Origin of the sequence: Hydrogenophaga sp. IBVHS1, assembly GCF_002127265.1 — a bacterium.
In the GTDB taxonomy this organism is placed as follows: domain Bacteria; phylum Pseudomonadota; class Gammaproteobacteria; order Burkholderiales; family Burkholderiaceae_C; genus Hydrogenophaga.
Genome location: NZ_NFUU01000002.1, coordinates 537,669 through 554,065 on the forward strand (window position 1 = coordinate 537,669; position 16,397 = coordinate 554,065).

Sequence of the window (16,397 nt, forward strand, 5' to 3'; positions counted from 1 at the left end):
TGGCGTCCCCCCCAGGACCCTGCAGGCCGACGGATTGTGCCTCTGCCGATGTGTGGCGGATAGCCGGGGTATCGGCTCATGAAGGCCGGAGCCAACGCTGCAGCCCTCAAGCGGCGCACGCCGCAAACCCTGCCCGAAGTCACGGTGTCCGAGGATGGCGAAGTTCGCTTCCTGCATCTCGGCACCGAATGGATTCAGGGCTCCATGCTGCTCGATGCACCATTCGACATCGAGCTCGATTACGTCCAGCGCATGATGGCCTGGCTGCTGTTCGTGGAGCCGGATTCGGTGGCGAAGCGGCGCGCGTTGCAACTGGGTCTGGGCTCGGCCGCGCTCACCAAGTTCTGCTTCAAGAAACTGCGCATGGACACCACGGCCATCGAGATCAATCCGCAGGTGCTGGCGGTGTGTCACCAATGGTTCAAGTTGCCGGCAGACGGACCGCGCCTGCGCGTGCTGCTGGCCGATGCGGGTGAAGAGATTCGCCGCGCCGACCACATCGCCGCCTACGACGCGCTGCAGGTGGACCTGTACGACCACGAGGCCGCCGCGCCGGTGCTCGACAGCCCCGACTTTTACGCCGATTGCCGAGCCGCATTGACCGACGACGGCGCGCTCACTGTCAATCTGTTTGGCCGCGACGCGAGCTACGAACGCTCCCTGCAAAGCATCTGCGCGGCATTTGGTGCCGACGGCGTGTGGGCCTTCAAACCCACGCGAGAGGGCAACACTGTGGTGCTGGCCCAACGCACGCCCGAGCGGCCCACCCGCATGGCGCTGCTGGCGCGCGCCGAAGCGGTGCAGACGCGCTGGGGTTTACCCGCTGTGAAGTGGCTGCGCCTGTTCAAACCGGTATCCTGACTGTCGCATGAAGACCTCCCAGCCGACCACCCCGATCAAGATCATCGAAGCCCCGCTGGACTGGCGCAGCCTGGTGGACTGGTTGCGCGAAGACGGTGTGATCTCCGCCGAAGAATCCGAGCGTACGATTGCACGCTGCGCCTCGGCCCACAGCTCGCAGCATCCCTTGCAGCGCCTTGCCGTGGTGGGCATGTCGCGCAAGGCCGATCGGCATGTGCTCGATGTCGAGGAGCTCACGCAATGGCTGGCCACGCGCAGCGGCCTGGAGTACATGCGCATCGACCCGCTGAAGGTGGACGTGGGCAAGGTGGCCGACGTGATGAGCGCGGCCTACGCCGAACGCCACAAGGTCTTGCCGGTGCTGGTGAGCCCCACCGAAGTGGTGGTGGCCACCGCCGAGCCCTTTCTGCGCGACTGGGTGCCCGAGGTGGAGCGCCAGACACGCCGCACCGTGCGCCTGGTGCTCTCCAGCCCGCAGGCCATCAGCAGCTTCACGGCCGAGTTCTTTGCGCTCGCCAAGTCGGTGCGCGCAGCCAACAAGAGCGGGGGCCAGGCCGGCTTTGGCAGCTTCGAGCAACTGGTGGAGATGGGCAAGGCCAACAAGCAGCTCGACGCCAACGACCAGGGCGTGGTGCAGGTGGTGGACTGGCTCTGGCAATACGCCTTCGATCAGCGCGCGAGCGACATCCACCTGGAGCCCCGGCGCGAGCAGGGCGTGATCCGCTTCCGCATCGACGGTGTGCTGCACCCGGTGTACCAGATGCCGATCGGCGTGATGAACGCCATGACCGCGCGCATCAAGCTGCTCGGCCGCATGGACGTGGTGGAACGCCGCCGCCCCCAGGACGGTCGCATCAAGACCCTCAGGCCAGGCGTGGGCCAGGCGCGTGGCGAGGAGGTGGAAATGCGCCTGTCCACGCTGCCCACGGCGTTCGGCGAGAAACTCGTCATGCGCATCTTCGACCCCGACTCCACCGTGAAAGATCTCGCCGCGCTGGGCTTCGCCGCGCACGACGCGCAGCGCTGGGAAGGGCTCACCAAACACCCGCACGGCATCGTGCTGGTGACGGGTCCCACCGGCTCCGGCAAGACCACCACGCTCTACGCCACGCTCAAGCGGCTGGCCACCGAAGAGGTGAACGTGAGCACGGTGGAAGACCCGATCGAGATGATCGAGGCGGCCTTCAACCAGACGCAGGTGCAGCCGCACCTGGACCTGGACTTTGCGCAAGGCCTGCGCGCCCTCATGCGGCAGGACCCGGACATCATCATGGTGGGCGAGGTGCGCGATCTCGCCACCGCAGAAATGGCGGTGCAGGCCGCGCTCACCGGCCACCTGGTGTTCACCACGCTGCACACCAACGACGCGCCCTCGGCCATCATGCGGCTCATGGAGCTGGGCATTCCGCCCTACCTCATCAACGCCACCGTGCTCGGCGTGCTGGCGCAGCGGCTGGTGCGCACGCTGTGCCCCGCGTGCCGCAAGCCGCAAGACAAAGAAGAAGTGGCCGCTTCGCGCGAAACCCTGGCCGAGCTGGTGAAGCCCTGGCAGGTGAGCGGCAGCTACCGCCCTTATCAGCCGGTGGGCTGCGTCGATTGCCGCATGACCGGGTTTCGTGGGCGCATGGGCCTGTATGAATTGCTGGTGGTCACCGAAGGTTTCAAGGACAAGGTCAGCCGCGAGCCGCGCCTGGACGTGCTGCGCAAGCAGGCCGTGCAGGACGGCATGCGCCCGCTGCGCCTGGGCGGCGCGGCCCGCGTGGCCGAAGGCCTGACCACCATGGACGAAGTGCTGGCCTGCACGCCGCCCGTGCAGTGAGCCGCTGAGCGCAGGCCATGATCAAGAACCTGCAGGACTTTCTGGCTGGCCTGCTGTTTCTGGCCTTCGGTGTGGGTTTCGGCTGGGCCGCCACGCGGCACCCGCTGGGCTCGGCTGCCGACATGGGGCCTGGCTTTTTTCCCCTGCTCATGGGCCTGTTGCTTGGCCTGCTGGGCGTGCTCATTTTGTTCAAGGCCCTCACCTTTGAAGCCGTGGGGGGCGGGCGCGTGCCGCATTGGGGCCTGGGGCCGATGCTGCGAGTGCTGGGCGGGCTGGTGTGGCTGGCGTTGTGCACCGGTCCTTCGCAATGGCCCTGGTTCGGGTCCGCCCTGCAAGGTTTTCCCACCCTCGGCCTGGTGCTCGGCGTGGCCGGCCTGCTGCTGGCGGTGGCCGTGGGTGGCGGTGCGCGTGCCGCGTGGTGGTCTTTCTCGCTGGCGCTGCTGGTCAGCGTCGTCTGGGTCGGTTTGCTTGGGCTCCACGTGCCCCTGTGGCCCGGGCCTGGCGCGGGTTGAACCCCGAGGCGCTGACCATGTCGCTTTCCTTGTGGGATTCCTTGATGTTGGGCGCCACCGCCGTGGGGGCGTTGCAGCCGCTGATGCTCATTGCCTTGGGAGTGCTGGTGGGCAGCGTGTTTGGCCTGCTGCCCGGCCTGGGTCCGGTCACCGCCATCGCGCTGCTGCTGCCGGCCACGCTCGGCCTGCCACCGCTGCCCGCGTTGCTGGTGCTGGCCGGTGTTTACTACGGCGCGCAATACGGCGGCTCGCTGCCAGCCATCGTGCACAACCAGCCAGGCGAGGCTTCGTCCGTCATGACCAGCCTGGACGGCCACCCGCTGGCGCGCCAGGGCCGGGCCGGCGCGGCGCTCACCATGGCCACCGTGAGTTCGTTCGCGGCCGGTTGCCTCGGCATCGCGGTGGTGGCTGCGCTCGTGTTGCCCGTGGTTTCGCTCGGCCTGCAGTTTGGTTCGGCGGAGCGCTTCATGCTGCTTGTGGTGGGCCTCATGGGCGCCACTGTGCTGGCCTCGGGCTCGTTCCTCAAGGCGCTGGCCATGGCCGTGCTCGGCATCCTGCTTGGCCTCACCGGCTGGGATGTGCACACCGGCACAGCCCGCTTCGTGCCCGAAGCGCTGGAACCGTTGATGGGTCGGCAACAAGGGCTCACCGATGGCGTGGGCTTCATCGCGCTTGCGTTGGGCTTCTTCGTGGTCGCACCCGTGGCCGCCGAACTGGCCGGGTTGTCCATCCTCGCACCTGCAACCGGTGAATCACCCGCACAGGAATCGCCAGGCATGGACGACAGCCCCACGCGCGCGGAATGGCGCGACGCCGTGCCCGCCCTGCTGCGTGGCACCGGCCTGGGCGTGGTGCTCGGCGTGGTGCCCGGCGGCGGCGCGCTGCTGTCTTCGCTGGCGGCGTACCAGGTGGAAAAAGTGGCATCGAGAAACCGCACGCCGCCGCTGGGCGAAGGCAACCTCCGCGGCGTGGCCGCCCCCGAAGCCGCCAACAACGCCGGCGCACAAACCGCCTACCTGCCCATGCTGGCCCTGGGCCTGCCGCCCAACGCCGTGATGGCGCTCTTGCTCGGTGCACTCGGCCTGCACGCCATCGAGCCCGGCCCTTCGGTGATGAAAGTGCAGCCCGCGCTGTTCTGGGGGTTGCTGGTGTCCATGTGGGTCGGCAATGTGCTGCTGATCTTGCTCAACCTGCCGCTCGCGCGCTGGTGGCAGCCGGCGCTGCTGCGTGTGCTGCGCATCCCGCGCCGCGCGTTGCTGGCGGGCCTCATGGTGGCGTGTGGCCTGGGAGCGCTTGCCCTTGGACCGCACGGCTGGGGCGTGTGGCTCGTCATTGGCCTGGGCTTGCTGGCCTTTGTGCTGCAACGCCTGGGCTGTGAGGGCGTGGCGCTGCTGCTGGGCTTTGTGCTCGCGCCCGGGCTAGAGGAACACTTGCGCCGTGCGCTGCAGCTTTCGCGTGGGGACTGGTTCGTTTTCCTTGAACGACCGGTGTCTGCCTTGCTGCTGATGGCAGCGATCGGGCTGCTGTTGGTGGTGGTGCTGCAGCCGGGGCGGCGTGGGGTGGGGCGCTGAAGAGCATTGTTGGGCTCGATCGTGTGGATCGCAAGGGAATAGGATGTCCCGATAATCGGGCGAATGTCCGTTTCAGCGCCCCATCCCAGCCCGCACCTCGCCACCGGCCTCATGCTCGCCATTGCGGGCTCCATTGCCTTCAGCGCCAAGGCCATCATCGTCAAGCTGGCCTACCGGTACGGCGTGGATGCGGTCACGCTGCTTATGTACCGCATGCTGTTCTCCTTGCCGCTGTTCCTGGCGCTGGCGTGGTGGGCGTCTTACCGGCAGGGCGGGCAGACCGCGCGGCGGTTGACGCTGAAACGGCGCGACTGGCTGGGGGTGATCGGCCTCGGTTTTACCGGCTACTACCTGGCCAGTTTTCTGGATTTCTGGGGTCTGCATTTCATCAGCGCGAGCCTGGAGCGGCTGATCCTTTACCTCAACCCCACGCTGGTGCTGGTGCTGGGCTGGGTCATCTACAAGCGGCGCATCACGGGTCTGCAGGCCATTGCCATGGCGGTGAGTTATGGCGGCGTTCTGCTGGTGTTCGGTCACGAGGCTGGCCTGCAGGGGCCCGACGCGTTGCTGGGTGCGGCGCTGGTGTTTGGCAGTGCCATCAGCTACGCCATCTACCTCGTCTACAGCGGCGAAATCGTGAAGCGCCTGGGCTCGATGCGACTGGTGGGTCTGGCCACCAGCGTGGCCTGTGTGTTGTGCATCGTCCAGTTCGCGCTGTTGCGCCCATTGAGCGCAGCGCTGGTCGCGCCTGAGGTGATCTGGCTCTCCCTGCTCAACGCCACGCTGTGCACGTTTGCGCCGGTGGTGATGGTGATGATGGCGATCGAGCGCATTGGCGCGGGCCTGGCGGCACAGACCGGCATGATCGGCCCCATGTCCACCATCGTCATGGGCGTGCTGATTCTGGGTGAACCGTTCAACAGCTGGATCGTGGCGGGCACCGTGCTGGTGCTCTCGGGCGTGTTTCTGGTGACGCGCTTCGGCTCGTCCGCCGCGAGCAAATAAACCTTCTTTTTCAGGAGATCGACGCATGGACATGGGTATCAAGGGCAAGTGGGCGCTGGTGGGTGGCGCGAGCAAGGGGCTGGGGCTGGGCTGCGCGCAGGCGCTGGCGGCCGAAGGCGTGAACGTGGTCATGGTGGCGCGCCGTGCGCGCGACCTGGAGGAAGCGGTGGCTGGCGTGCGCGCGGCGTCGCCAACGGTCACGGTGCTCGGTGTGGCGGCCGACATCACCACGCCCGAAGGTCGTGCGGCCGCGTTCTCGGTGAGCGGTGGGCCCGGCACCGCGTTCGACATTGTGGTCACCAATGCCGGCGGCCCGCCTTCTGGCGATTTCAGGGCCTGGGACCGCGAGGTGTGGATCAAGGCGCTGGACGCCAACATGCTCACCCCGATTGAACTGATCAAGGCCACGGTGGACGGCATGGCGCAGCGCGGCTTTGGCCGCATCATCAACATCACCTCGGGCGCGGTGAAGGCGCCGATCGACATTCTGGGCCTGTCCAACGGCGCGCGCAGCGGCCTCACGGGTTTCATTGCGGGCGCGGCGCGCAGCCCGCTGGCCGCACAAGGCGTGACCATCAACAACCTGCTGCCCGGTGCGTTCGACACCGACCGCCTCAAGAGCCTGTTTGCGGGGACCTCCGCCAAAACCGGCGAGCCCGCCGAGGCCGTTGCCGATGTGAGGCGCAAGACCATACCGGCCAAGCGCTTCGGCGACCCGCAGGAGTTCGGTGCCACCTGCGCGTTTCTGTGCAGCGTGCACGCGGGCTACATCACGGGCCAGAACATCCTGGTGGATGGTGGCGCCTACCCGGGCACGTTCTGACGTTTCAGCGGCGCGACGAAACCAGGATGCCTCCCACGATCAGCACAAAGCCCACCGCGTGGTACAGGCGCGGTGGTTCGCCGAGCAGCGTGGCCGACATGAGCGCCGCAAACAGGGGCGTGAGGTTGGAGAAGAACGCGGCCATGGCCGGGCCCACGCGGGCCACACCCGCGCCCCAGCAGCGGTAGGCCAGCAGCGAAGGCCCCACAGCCACATACACCAGCGCCGCAGCCAGCGGCCAGCCCCATTGAATGGCCGATGTTCCGGCCGCAGGCTCGGGCAAGGTGAGCCACTCGCCGGCCGCGAACAGGCCCGACCACGCCACACCCATGACCACCTGCGCCAGCAGAAACGCGGCCCAGTCGGATTTGATGTGGGGCGGGTCTTCACCCGGGCGCGGGCGCGCCAGCAGCCAGCTGTACCAAGACCACAAGATCGCCGCGAGCAGGATCCAGGCGTCGCCAGGCACCAGCTGCAAGGCCTTGAGCTGCGCGAGTTCACCGCGCGTGAGCACCACCACCACCCCCGCAATGGACAACGCCGCACCCACGGCAGCAAGGCGCGATACGGCCACGCCGTAAAACAGCCGGCCCAGCAGCAGCATCCACACCGGCATGCTCGCAGCGACCAGCGTCACGTTGATGGGCGTGGAGGTTTTGAGGGCGACGTATTGCAGCGCGTTGTAGCACCCCACCCCCAGCAAACCGAGCAGCGCGAAACGCCTCCAGTGCGGCCACATGCTCCTGGCGCCCGGCCGCAGCACCCAACCCGCCAGGGGCAGCAGCAAGGCCAGCGCCAGCGTCCAGCGAAGGAAGTTGAGCGTGACGGGCGGCACGATACCTTGCATGAGGCGGCCGACGATGGCGTTGCCGGCCCACAGCAGTGGGGGCGCCAGCAACAGCAAGGTGGTGGGGAGGGAAAGGCGGGGACGATCAGACTCGGACATGGCTGCACTGTAGCGGCCCCTTCAAGACCGGCCACCGGCCGGGGATGCTGCGCACGAGCGAGCGCGAGCTCCCGGATTCGTGGCAGCATGGCCGCTTTCGTCATCACAAGAGGAGACCCGACATGAGCGAACAGTCCAGTCGCGCCGTGCGCATCCACGCCGCCGGCGGCCCTGAACAACTGGTGATCGACACCGTGAGCGTGGGCGATCCTGGCCCGGGGCAGGTGCGCATTCGCCACCACGCGGTGGGGCTGAACTACATCGATGTCTACCAGCGCACCGGCCTCTACCCGTTTCCCATGCCGCTGGCGTTGGGCATGGAGGGTGCGGGTGTGATCGAGGCCGTAGGGGAAGGTGTGACACACCTGAAAGCGGGCGACCGCGCCGCGTACGCCGCCAACCCGCCGGGCAGCTATTGCGATGTGCGCGTGATGCCTGCCATGAACGTGTGCAAATTGCCAGACAGCATCGATTTTGAAACCGGCGCGGCCATGATGCTCAAGGGGCTCACGGCTCAGTACCTGCTCAAGCGCTGCAAGCCGGTGGAAGGTCTGGAGGCCGGCGACTTTGTGTTGTTCCATGCAGCCGCTGGCGGTGTGGGCCTGATCGCCTGCCAGTGGGCCAAGGCGCTGGGCCTCAAGCTCATTGCCACGGCCGGATCGGACGACAAATGCAAGCTGGCGCTGGAACATGGCGCGAGCCATGCCATCAACTACCGCACCGAAGATTTTGTGGCCCGTGTGAAGGACATCACCGGTGGTCAGGGCGTGAAGGTGGTCTACGACTCGGTGGGCAAGGACACCTTCGAGAAGTCACTCGACTGCCTGAAACCTTTTGGTCTGCTAGCCAGCTTCGGCAATGCCTCGGGCCCCGTGCCGCCCTTCGCGCCGGGCATTCTGGGTGCCAAGGGTTCGCTGTACCTCACGCGCCAGACCCTGTTCACCCACATCACCAGCCGCGAACGCACCCAGTCAATGGCCGACGACCTGTTCGCGGTGATCGCGAGTGGTCAGGTGAAGATCCGCATCGACCAGCGATTTGCGCTCGCCGATGTGCGCAAGGCGCATGAGAGCCTTGAGGCGCGTTCCACGACGGGCTGCACGGTACTGTTGCCCTGAGCATCGAGCCTGCGTGAATTCAAAAACGTCACAGATTGGGGCGTGATGGTGTTCTGCGCAGCGAAATAAAGGAGGAGGGGCCTCCAGCCCCGGGGGACATTCGCGGAGCAGAGCGCCATCACGCCCCAATCCTGCGAGGTCACTGCACGCGATGCGCAGCGAGCAAAAAACCCAACTCAAGCAGGCTGTGCCTGCTTCGGAGCCACCTCGGCCAGCGCCCGCTCCAGGTGCTTCAACGTGCCCGGCACGTCGTGCCACTTGTCCAGGCCGAATAGGCCGATGCGGAAGGTCTTGAAATCAGCTCCTTCGTCGCATTGCAGCGGCACGCCGGCGGCGGTCTGCAGGCCTTGTGCCAGGAATTTCTTGCTCGACTGGATGTCCGGGTCGGTGGTGAAACTCACCACCACGCCGGGTGCCTGGAACCCCTGCGCCGCCACGCTCGGGAAACCATGGCGTTGCAGCAAACCGCGCACCTGTGTGCCCAGCGCGATCTGTTCCTGGCGCACGCGCTCGACGCCATAGGCCTCGGTTTCCTTCATGGTGTCGCGCAGGCGCGTGAGTGCGTCGGTGGGCAGGGTGCTGTGGTACGCGTGGCCGCCTCCTTCGTAGGTCTCCATGATCTGCAGCCATTTTTTCAGGTCCATGGCAAAGGTGGTGCTCTGGGTGCCGTCGATGGCCGCGCGTGCGCGCTCGCTGAGCATGACCATGGCGCAGCACGGCGAGCTGCTCCAGCCCTTTTGCGGCGCGCTGATGAGAATGTCCACACCCGTGGCCTGCATGTCGACCCACATGGCGCCCGAGGCGATGCAGTCCAGCACGAAAAGACCGCCCACCGAGTGCACCGCGTCGGCCACGGCGCGAAGGTAGTCGTCGGGCAGCATCATGCCGGCAGCTGTTTCCACGTGCGGGGCAAACACCAGCGCAGGCTTCTCGCGGGCAATGGTGGCCACCACTTCCTCGATGGGCGCAGGCGCCCAGGCAGCCTGCGGGCCTTCGCCCACACGCCGCGCCTTCATCACGGTGTGGCTGGCGGGGATGGCGCCCATGTCGAAGATCTGCGTCCAGCGGTAGCTGAACCAGCCGTTGCGGATGACCAGAACGTGTTTGCCGTGGGCAAATTGCCTCGCCACCGACTCCATGCCAAAGGTACCGCTGCCCGGCACCAGCACCGCGGAGCGGGCTCCGTACACGCGCTTGAGCATGGCCGAGATGTCGGTCATCACGCCCTGGAAGCGCTGGGACATGTGGTTGAGCGCGCGATCGGTGTAGACCACCGAGAACTCGAGCAAGCCATCAGGGTCGACGTGGGGCAGCAATCCGGGCATGTTGGTCTCCTGTTTCAACGCGCTTGAAAAAGCGGCCTGTCAGCGTAGCACAGCAAGCTTTTCGCTGCCGGCGTCAGGTCCGGTCGGTCGCTTCTACAGGTGGGCGCAGGCGGCTGGGTGCGAGCACACCCGCGGAATCGAGAATCGGATAAGCGATGGAGCAGATGTGCGAGTTGATCCGCTTCAGGTCGCTGATCAGGTCCAGGTGCAGCGCGCTGGTGTCCATGCTCTGCATGCTCTGGTCGGACAGGCGGTTCAGGTGGGTCGCGGCGTATTCGCGTTCCATGTCGCGGAAGCGCACCTTTTCTTCCAGCAGACGCTGGGCGTCGCGCACATTGCCATTCAAAAACACGCTCATGCCCAGGCGCAGGTTGTCGATCAGGCGCGCATGCAGCTCGGTGATCTCGGCCATGCCGGCCTCTGAGAAATCGCGCCCCTTGCGGATCTTCTTGTCCTCGATGTCGAGCAGCACGCGCTCCACGGTGTCGCCGATCTGCTCCATGTTGATGGTGAAGCTGATGATGTCGGTCCAGCGCCGGCCTTCTTCTTCGCTCAACTGCTGGCGCGAGATCTTGGTGAGGTAGTACTTGATGGACGAGTAGAGGCTGTCCACCGTGTCGTCCAGCTTGCGGAGGTCCTGCGCAAGTTTCAGGTCGTTGGTCTTGAGCACGGTGACCACGCCGCGCAGCATGGTTTCCACAATATCGGCCTGGTGCATGGCCTCGCGCGCCGCGCAGGAAATGGCCAGCGAGGGTGTGGCCAGTGCCGAAGGGTCAAGGTGCTTGGGCCGGTCCAGCGGGCTGTTGCCGGCCTGCAGCGGCAGCAGCCGGTCCACCATGCGCGCAATGGGTTTTGTGAGGCCGATGAACACCAGGCCAACCATGACGTTGAAGCTCAAGTGGAACAGCACAGTGAGCGTGGCCGGGTCCTGCACGAGGGGTTGCACCAGCCTCAGCCAGAACGGGATCAGCCACGGCGCAATCGCCACGCCGAACACCTTGAACAGCAGGTTGCCCAGCGGCACCTGGCGCGTGCTGATGCCCGATTTGGCCGTGGTGATGACGGCCAGCACGCCACTGCCCAGGTTGGCGCCCAGCACCAGGCCCAGCGCCACGTCCAGACCGACCACCTGCGTGGCCAGCGTGGCCGAGAGCAGCACCACCGCCAGGCTGGAGTACGACAACACGGCGAGCGTCGCCCCCAGCAGGATTTCCAGCAGCCGGTCGCTGCCCAGCGACTCCAGCATCAACTGCACGGCGGGGTTCTGCGTCAGCACACTGGTGGACGCCGACACCAGCCGCAGCGCCAGCAGCATCAGGCCCAGGCCAATCAGCACACGCCCGAAATCGCCCACCTGCGTGCCCTGGCGCGAGATGAAGAGCGTGACGCCGATGAAGATGAACAGCGGCGAGAGCCAGGACAGATCGAAGTGGAACAGCACCGCCATGAGGCTGGTGCCGATGTCGGCCCCCAGCATCACGGCCAGTGCGGCGGGCAGCGCGATCAGGCCGCGGCCTACAAAGGAGCCGGTGATGAGCGCAGTGGCGGTGCTCGATTGCACGAGGGCCGTGACGCCCAGCCCAGAGAGCGCAGCGGCAAATCGGTTGCCGGTGCTGGTGGCCAGAATCTGGCGCAGGTTGCTGCCGAAGACGCGGAGCACGCCAGTGCGAACCAGGTGGGTGCCCCATACGAGCAGGGCCACGGCGGCCAGAAGATCCAGGAGATGTTTCATGAACTCCAAAACTATACGCGTCGCGCGTGACGCCGGTCCCCGGGCCTGACCCGAGGAGCGGCACGGGTTCTCAGCGGCTGCGGCGCAGGCGCAGGATCTCGTCCAGGATCAGCGTTACGGCGCCCACGCTGATGGCCGCGTCGGCTATGTTGAACGCGGGGAAATGGCCACCCGGGAACATGCCTTCGAGAAAGCGCCAGTGGAAATCGAGGAAGTCCACCACGTAGCCGTGCACCAGCCGGTCGATCACGTTGCCCAGCGCGCCGCCCAGAATGCAGGCGAGGGCAAAGGCAAACAGCTTCTGGCCGGGATGCGACCGCAGCATCCAGACAATGAAGACCGATGCCGCCACGCCCACTGCCGTGAAGAACCAGCGCTGCCAGCCGCCGGCTTCGGCCAGAAAGGAAAACGCGGCACCGGTGTTGTGGGCGCGCACGATGTTGAAGAAGCTCGTGACATAGGTGCTGTCGCCGAGCTGGTAGCTGGCGAGGATCACCTGTTTGGTGACCTGATCCAGCACCAGCAGCAGCGCCGCCAGACCGAGCCAGGGCCAGATACTCGCCGTGGAAGTGCGCGACATCAGGCCACCAGGCGGGTTTCGCCCGCACCATACAGGTTGCTGTTGCAGCGGCCGCACAGCGTGGGGTGCGCGGCATCGGCGCCCACATCGTCGCGGTAGTGCCAGCAACGCTCGCACTTCGGCGCGGTGGCCGGCGTCACCTCGATCGAGAGTTCGGCGCCCTCCACCGCGACCAGCGTCACCTTCGAGGTGATGAACACGAACTTCAGGTCCTCGCCCAACGAGGCCAGTTCGGCCAGCTGGCTCGAAGGCGCGCGAATGGTGAGTTCGGCTTGCAGCGAAGAACCCACCTCGCTGGCCTCCCGGCGCTTCTCGATTTCCTTGTTGGCCAGATCGCGCAACTGGTGCAGACGTTCCCACTTGTCCAGCAAGGGTTGATCAGGTTCGGGCAGCCTGGCGAAGGTCTCGAAGAAGATTGAACCCTGGCTTTGCGAACCCGCCAGCACTGGCCATGCTTCCTCCGCCGTGAAGCTCAGGAAAGGTGCCATCCAGCGCAGCATGGCGTGGGTGATCTGGTGCAGCGCGGTCTGCGCACTGCGCCTCGCGAGGCTGTGGGGTGCCGTGGTGTAGAGGCGGTCCTTGAGCACGTCGAGGTAGAACGCGCCCAGGTCTTCCGAGCAGTAGATCTGCAGTTTGGACACGACCGGGTGGAATTCGTACACCTCGTAGTGCGCCAGCACCTCGGCCTGCAGCTGCGCCGCCCGCGAGAGCGCGTAGCGGTCCACCTCCAGCAGTTGATCGAATGGCACCGCGTCCTTCGCTGGATCGAAGTCGCTCACGTTGGCCAGCAGGAAGCGCAGCGTGTTGCGGATGCGGCGGTAGGCGTCGGTCACGCGGGCGATCACCTTCTTGTCCATCGGCGGATCGCCCGAATAGTCGGTGGAGGCCACCCACAGGCGTGCGATTTCAGCGCCCGGGTCCTTGGCAAAGGTCTCGATCTCGATCACGTTGCCCAGCGACTTGCTCATCTTGCGGCCCTGGCCGTCCACATTGAAGCCGTGCGTGAGGATGCTGCGGTAAGGCGCGCGGTCGTACAGCGCGCAGCCGAGCAGCAGCGAGCTGTGGAACCAGCCCCGATGCTGGTCATGGCCTTCCAGGTACAGGTCGGCCTCGGGGCCCTGCGCGTGGTAGGGCAGGCGGTCGTAGGCGCTGGCGTGGCTGCCGCGCAGCACGTGCTGAAAGGTGGAGCCCGAGTCGAACCACACCTCCAGGATGTCGGTGCTCTTGGTGTACTGCTTCGCGTCTTCGGCGCCCAGCATCTCTTCGGTCGTGACGCGACTCCAGGCCTCGATACCGCCTTTTTCCACGATGGTGGCTGCCTGGTCGAGGATCTCCATGGTGCGCGGGTGCAGCTCGCCGCTGTCCTTGTGCAGGAAGAACGGGATCGGCACGCCCCAGCTGCGCTGGCGCGAGATGCACCAGTCGGGCCGGTTGGCGATCATGTCGTGCAGGCGCGCCTTGCCATTGGCCGGGAAGAACTGGGTCTGCTCGATCGCGTCCAGCGCGGTCTGGCGCAGCGTCTTGGGCGCCTTCTCTTTGGTGAACACGCCTTCGCCATCGTCCATGCGCACAAACCACTGCGCGGCGGCACGGTAGATCACCGGCGTCTTGTGCCGCCAGCAGTGCGGGTAGCTGTGCGTGATGGTCTGGGTGGCCATGAGGCGGCCAGCGTTCTTCAGCGCCTCCAGAATGACCGGCACTGCCTTCCAGATGTGCAGGCCGCCAAACAGCGGGAAATCGGGCGCGTAGGCGCCGTTGCCTTGCACCGGGTTGAGGATGTCCTCGACCTTCATGCCGTGGGCCGTGCAGGAGTTGAAGTCGTCCAGGCCGTAAGCGGGTGACGAGTGCACGAGGCCGGTGCCGTCGGCGTCGCTCACGTAGTCGGCCAGGAACACGGGCGAAAGGCGCTGGTAGCCGGCGTCCACGTCGAACAGCGGATGGCGGAAGTTAAGGCCGCCCAGCGCCTTGCCCGAGGCGGTGGCGAGCACCTTACCAGTGAGGCCGAAGCGCTCCAGGCATTTCTCGACCAGCGTCTCGGCCAGCACCAGGCAGCCCTTGGGCGTGTCGACCAGGGCGTAGGTAAAGTCGGGGTGCGCGTTGAGCGCCTGGTTGGCGGGGATCGTCCACGCGGTGGTGGTCCAGATGACGGCGAAGCCGGACTTGCCCGCGGGCATGGATGACAGGCCGAAGGCGGCAGCCAGCTTCGCGCTGTCGTCCGACTCGAAGGCCACGTCCAGCGTCTCGCTCTTTTTGTCGGCGTACTCAATCTCGAATTCGGCGAGCGACGAGCCGCAGTCGAAACACCAGTACACCGGCTTCAAGCCACGGTAGACAAATCCGCGCTCGATCACGCGCTTGAAGGCCCGCAACTCGCCCGCTTCGTTGGCCGGGTCCATGGTGCGGTAGGGGCGCTCCCAGTCGCCGAGCACGCCCAGGCGGCGGAAGTCTTCGCGCTGCTGGTCGATCTGCCCGGTGGCGAAAGCGCGGCTTTTGGCCTGCATGTCGTCGCGGCTCAGGTTGCGGCCATGCAGCTTCTCGATCGCGTTTTCAATCGGCAGGCCGTGGCAGTCCCAGCCGGGGATGTATTGCGCGTCAAATCCGGCCAGCTGGCGGCTCTTGACGATCATGTCCTTGAGGATTTTGTTCAGCGCGTGGCCGATGTGCAGCTTGCCGTTGGCATAGGGCGGCCCGTCGTGCAGCACGAACAGCGGTGCGCCGGCGCGGGCGACGCGCAGCCGCTGGTACAGGCCTTCTTCCTTCCAGTCCTTGACCCAGCCCGGCTCGCGCTTGGGAAGGTCGCCGCGCATGGGGAAGGGTGTGTCGGGCAGGTTGAGGGTGCTGCGGTAGTCGGTGGTGGAGGTGGTGTCGGACATGACCGGATTTCCGTGGTGGCTACGACAAGCTCAGCCCGAACGGGGAATGAGGGGGACGGGAGACTGGAAACCGTTCGCCCTGAGCCTGTCGAAGGGCGGCGACCGGACGGACAGGTCGTTAAATTCGGTCGCGCGTGGTCTGCCGGTGGGTCTGCGCGTGCAGCGAAGCGAAATAGGCGCGCGCGTCGTCGCAATCCCGCGCGATGCCCTGGGTCAGGGCGTCGAGGCCGTCGTATTTCAGCTCGTCGTGCAGTTTGTGCAGAAGTTCCACGCGCACGATTTTACCGTAGGCCTCCCCGTTGGGCAGGCTGCGGGCAAAGGCTTCGGGCCATTGCAGGCAATGGGTCTCCAGCAGCACGCGCCCGCCATTGACATCGTCCGGATCGAGCGAGGGGCGCACGCCCAGGTTGGCCACGCCCGGCAACGGCGGTGAGGCCGGGGTGGGGCCAAGCCCATGCACGAGGACTGCAAAAATGCCGCTGGCAGCGGGCTTCCAGTGGGAAAAACGCAGATTGAGCGTGCGAAAACCGTCGCCCCGACCGGGCGCACTCTCGGCCAGCTGGCGGCCGAGCCGTCGGCCGTGGACTACGTGGCCGCTGATGCTGTAGGGCCGGCCCAGCAGGGCGGTCACGACGTCCATGCGGCCAGCGCCCAGCGCTTCGCGCACCGCCGAACTCGATACCCGCATGCCATGCACCTCGTAGCTCTGCATGCGGGCCACGTCGAAGCCCAGGCGCGTGCCTGCCGCATCGAGCATGGCGTAGTCGCCTGCGCGCTTCGCGCCGAAGCGGAAATCGTCGCCCACCAGCACATAGCGCACGCCGAGCGCTCGCACCAGCGTTTCCTCAATGAAGGCCTGCGGGGCCTGGTTGGCCAGCTTGGCATTGAACGGCAGGACCACGCACTCGTCGACGCCGCAGCGTTCGAGTTCCTGCAGTTTGTCGCGCAGTGTGGCGATGCGGGCCGGCGCGAGCTCGGGTTTCTGGTGCAGGGCGGCGAAGTAGTCGCGCGGATGCGGCTCGAAGGTCATGACGCAACTGGGTACGCCACGGTGCTGGGCTTCGCTGTTGAGCAGCGCCAGCATGGCCTGGTGGCCTCGGTGCACGCCGTCGAAATTGCCAATGGTCAGTGCGCAGCCGGGAGAACTGGCGTGTTGGGAGCGCAAACCGCGAAAGATTTTCATGCCATCAAGGGGTGTTGGAGGGGTGCCATCTGTGGCTTATGCGCCCGCT

General features: G+C 66.3%; 13 protein-coding genes. 7 read left to right on the forward strand and 6 right to left on the reverse strand.

What is annotated here, in order from left to right:
• The first annotated feature begins 78 nt into the window (after positions 1–78).
• From CAP37_RS17290 to CAP37_RS17315, 6 genes are all read left to right on the forward strand, one after another.
• On the forward strand, positions 79–861 hold the full coding sequence (locus tag CAP37_RS17290) for a spermidine synthase (RefSeq protein WP_086125451.1): 783 nt from the start codon (positions 79–81) through the stop codon (positions 859–861).
• A 7-nt stretch (positions 862–868) separates the two neighbouring features.
• Positions 869–2,680, forward strand: coding sequence for a GspE/PulE family protein (locus CAP37_RS17295; RefSeq protein WP_086125452.1), 1,812 nt, complete (start codon positions 869–871; stop codon positions 2,678–2,680).
• Positions 2,681–2,697: 17 nt separating this feature from the next.
• Positions 2,698–3,192: a tripartite tricarboxylate transporter TctB family protein gene (locus CAP37_RS17300; RefSeq protein ID WP_086125453.1), complete on the forward strand. Its 495-nt coding sequence runs from the start codon at positions 2,698–2,700 to the stop codon at positions 3,190–3,192.
• 17 nt (positions 3,193–3,209) lie between these two features.
• Positions 3,210–4,763: a tripartite tricarboxylate transporter permease gene (locus CAP37_RS17305; RefSeq protein ID WP_256927033.1), complete on the forward strand. Its 1,554-nt coding sequence runs from the start codon at positions 3,210–3,212 to the stop codon at positions 4,761–4,763.
• A gap of 63 nt (positions 4,764–4,826) precedes the next feature.
• Entirely contained in the window at positions 4,827–5,768 is a 942-nt protein-coding gene (locus tag CAP37_RS17310) for a DMT family transporter (RefSeq protein ID WP_086125454.1), read from the forward strand.
• 25 nt (positions 5,769–5,793) lie between these two features.
• Entirely contained in the window at positions 5,794–6,591 is a 798-nt protein-coding gene (locus CAP37_RS17315) for an SDR family oxidoreductase (protein ID WP_086125455.1), read from the forward strand.
• A 4-nt stretch (positions 6,592–6,595) separates the two neighbouring features.
• Here CAP37_RS17315 and CAP37_RS17320 read toward each other — a convergent pair whose 3' ends face one another.
• The gene (locus tag CAP37_RS17320; RefSeq protein ID WP_086125456.1) at positions 6,596–7,537 is read right to left on the reverse strand and encodes a DMT family transporter; all 942 of its coding nucleotides are present in this window, start codon (positions 7,535–7,537) and stop codon (positions 6,596–6,598) included.
• A 122-nt stretch (positions 7,538–7,659) separates the two neighbouring features.
• Here CAP37_RS17320 and CAP37_RS17325 point away from each other — a divergent pair, with 122 nt between their 5' ends.
• Positions 7,660–8,655, forward strand: a complete 996-nt coding sequence (locus CAP37_RS17325; RefSeq protein WP_086125457.1) for a quinone oxidoreductase — start codon at positions 7,660–7,662, stop codon at positions 8,653–8,655.
• 176 nt (positions 8,656–8,831) lie between these two features.
• Here the strand turns inward: CAP37_RS17325 and CAP37_RS17330 are convergent, their stop codons facing one another.
• From CAP37_RS17330 to CAP37_RS17350, 5 genes are all read right to left on the reverse strand, one after another.
• Complete coding sequence (locus CAP37_RS17330) at positions 8,832–9,980, reverse strand: aminotransferase class V-fold PLP-dependent enzyme (protein ID WP_086125458.1); 1,149 nt, start codon at positions 9,978–9,980, stop codon at positions 8,832–8,834.
• Positions 9,981–10,053: 73 nt separating this feature from the next.
• The gene (locus CAP37_RS17335; RefSeq protein WP_086125459.1) at positions 10,054–11,712 is read right to left on the reverse strand and encodes a Na/Pi cotransporter family protein; all 1,659 of its coding nucleotides are present in this window, start codon (positions 11,710–11,712) and stop codon (positions 10,054–10,056) included.
• A gap of 70 nt (positions 11,713–11,782) precedes the next feature.
• Positions 11,783–12,292, reverse strand: coding sequence for a signal peptidase II (gene lspA, locus CAP37_RS17340; RefSeq protein ID WP_086125460.1), 510 nt, complete (start codon positions 12,290–12,292; stop codon positions 11,783–11,785).
• Positions 12,292–15,165, reverse strand: a complete 2,874-nt coding sequence (gene ileS / locus CAP37_RS17345) for an isoleucine--tRNA ligase (protein WP_086125461.1) — start codon at positions 15,163–15,165, stop codon at positions 12,292–12,294. Before ileS ends, lspA begins: the two co-directional genes overlap by 1 nt.
• A 118-nt stretch (positions 15,166–15,283) precedes the next feature.
• Positions 15,284–16,348 carry a bifunctional riboflavin kinase/FAD synthetase gene (locus tag CAP37_RS17350; protein WP_086125462.1) on the reverse strand — a complete coding sequence of 355 codons (1,065 nt, stop codon included), beginning with the start codon at positions 16,346–16,348 and terminating at the stop codon, positions 15,284–15,286.
• Positions 16,349–16,397: the final 49 nt, after the last annotated feature.

Excerpts from the sequence above, each read along its gene's own strand:
- CAP37_RS17290 (WP_086125451.1), top strand. The coding sequence starts at position 79 with ATGAAGGCCGGAGCCAACGCTGCAGCCCTCAAGCGGCGCACGCCGCAA.
- CAP37_RS17295 (WP_086125452.1), top strand. The coding sequence starts at position 869 with ATGAAGACCTCCCAGCCGACCACCCCGATCAAGATCATCGAAGCCCCG.
- CAP37_RS17300 (WP_086125453.1), top strand. The coding sequence starts at position 2,698 with ATGATCAAGAACCTGCAGGACTTTCTGGCTGGCCTGCTGTTTCTGGCC.
- CAP37_RS17305 (WP_256927033.1), top strand. The coding sequence starts at position 3,210 with ATGTCGCTTTCCTTGTGGGATTCCTTGATGTTGGGCGCCACCGCCGTG.
- CAP37_RS17310 (WP_086125454.1), top strand. The coding sequence starts at position 4,827 with ATGTCCGTTTCAGCGCCCCATCCCAGCCCGCACCTCGCCACCGGCCTC.
- CAP37_RS17315 (WP_086125455.1), top strand. The coding sequence starts at position 5,794 with ATGGACATGGGTATCAAGGGCAAGTGGGCGCTGGTGGGTGGCGCGAGC.
- CAP37_RS17320 (WP_086125456.1), bottom strand. The coding sequence starts at position 7,537 with ATGTCCGAGTCTGATCGTCCCCGCCTTTCCCTCCCCACCACCTTGCTG.
- CAP37_RS17325 (WP_086125457.1), top strand. The coding sequence starts at position 7,660 with ATGAGCGAACAGTCCAGTCGCGCCGTGCGCATCCACGCCGCCGGCGGC.
- CAP37_RS17330 (WP_086125458.1), bottom strand. The coding sequence starts at position 9,980 with ATGCCCGGATTGCTGCCCCACGTCGACCCTGATGGCTTGCTCGAGTTC.
- CAP37_RS17335 (WP_086125459.1), bottom strand. The coding sequence starts at position 11,712 with ATGAAACATCTCCTGGATCTTCTGGCCGCCGTGGCCCTGCTCGTATGG.
- lspA (WP_086125460.1), bottom strand. The coding sequence starts at position 12,292 with ATGTCGCGCACTTCCACGGCGAGTATCTGGCCCTGGCTCGGTCTGGCG.
- ileS (WP_086125461.1), bottom strand. The coding sequence starts at position 15,165 with ATGTCCGACACCACCTCCACCACCGACTACCGCAGCACCCTCAACCTG.
- CAP37_RS17350 (WP_086125462.1), bottom strand. The coding sequence starts at position 16,348 with ATGAAAATCTTTCGCGGTTTGCGCTCCCAACACGCCAGTTCTCCCGGC.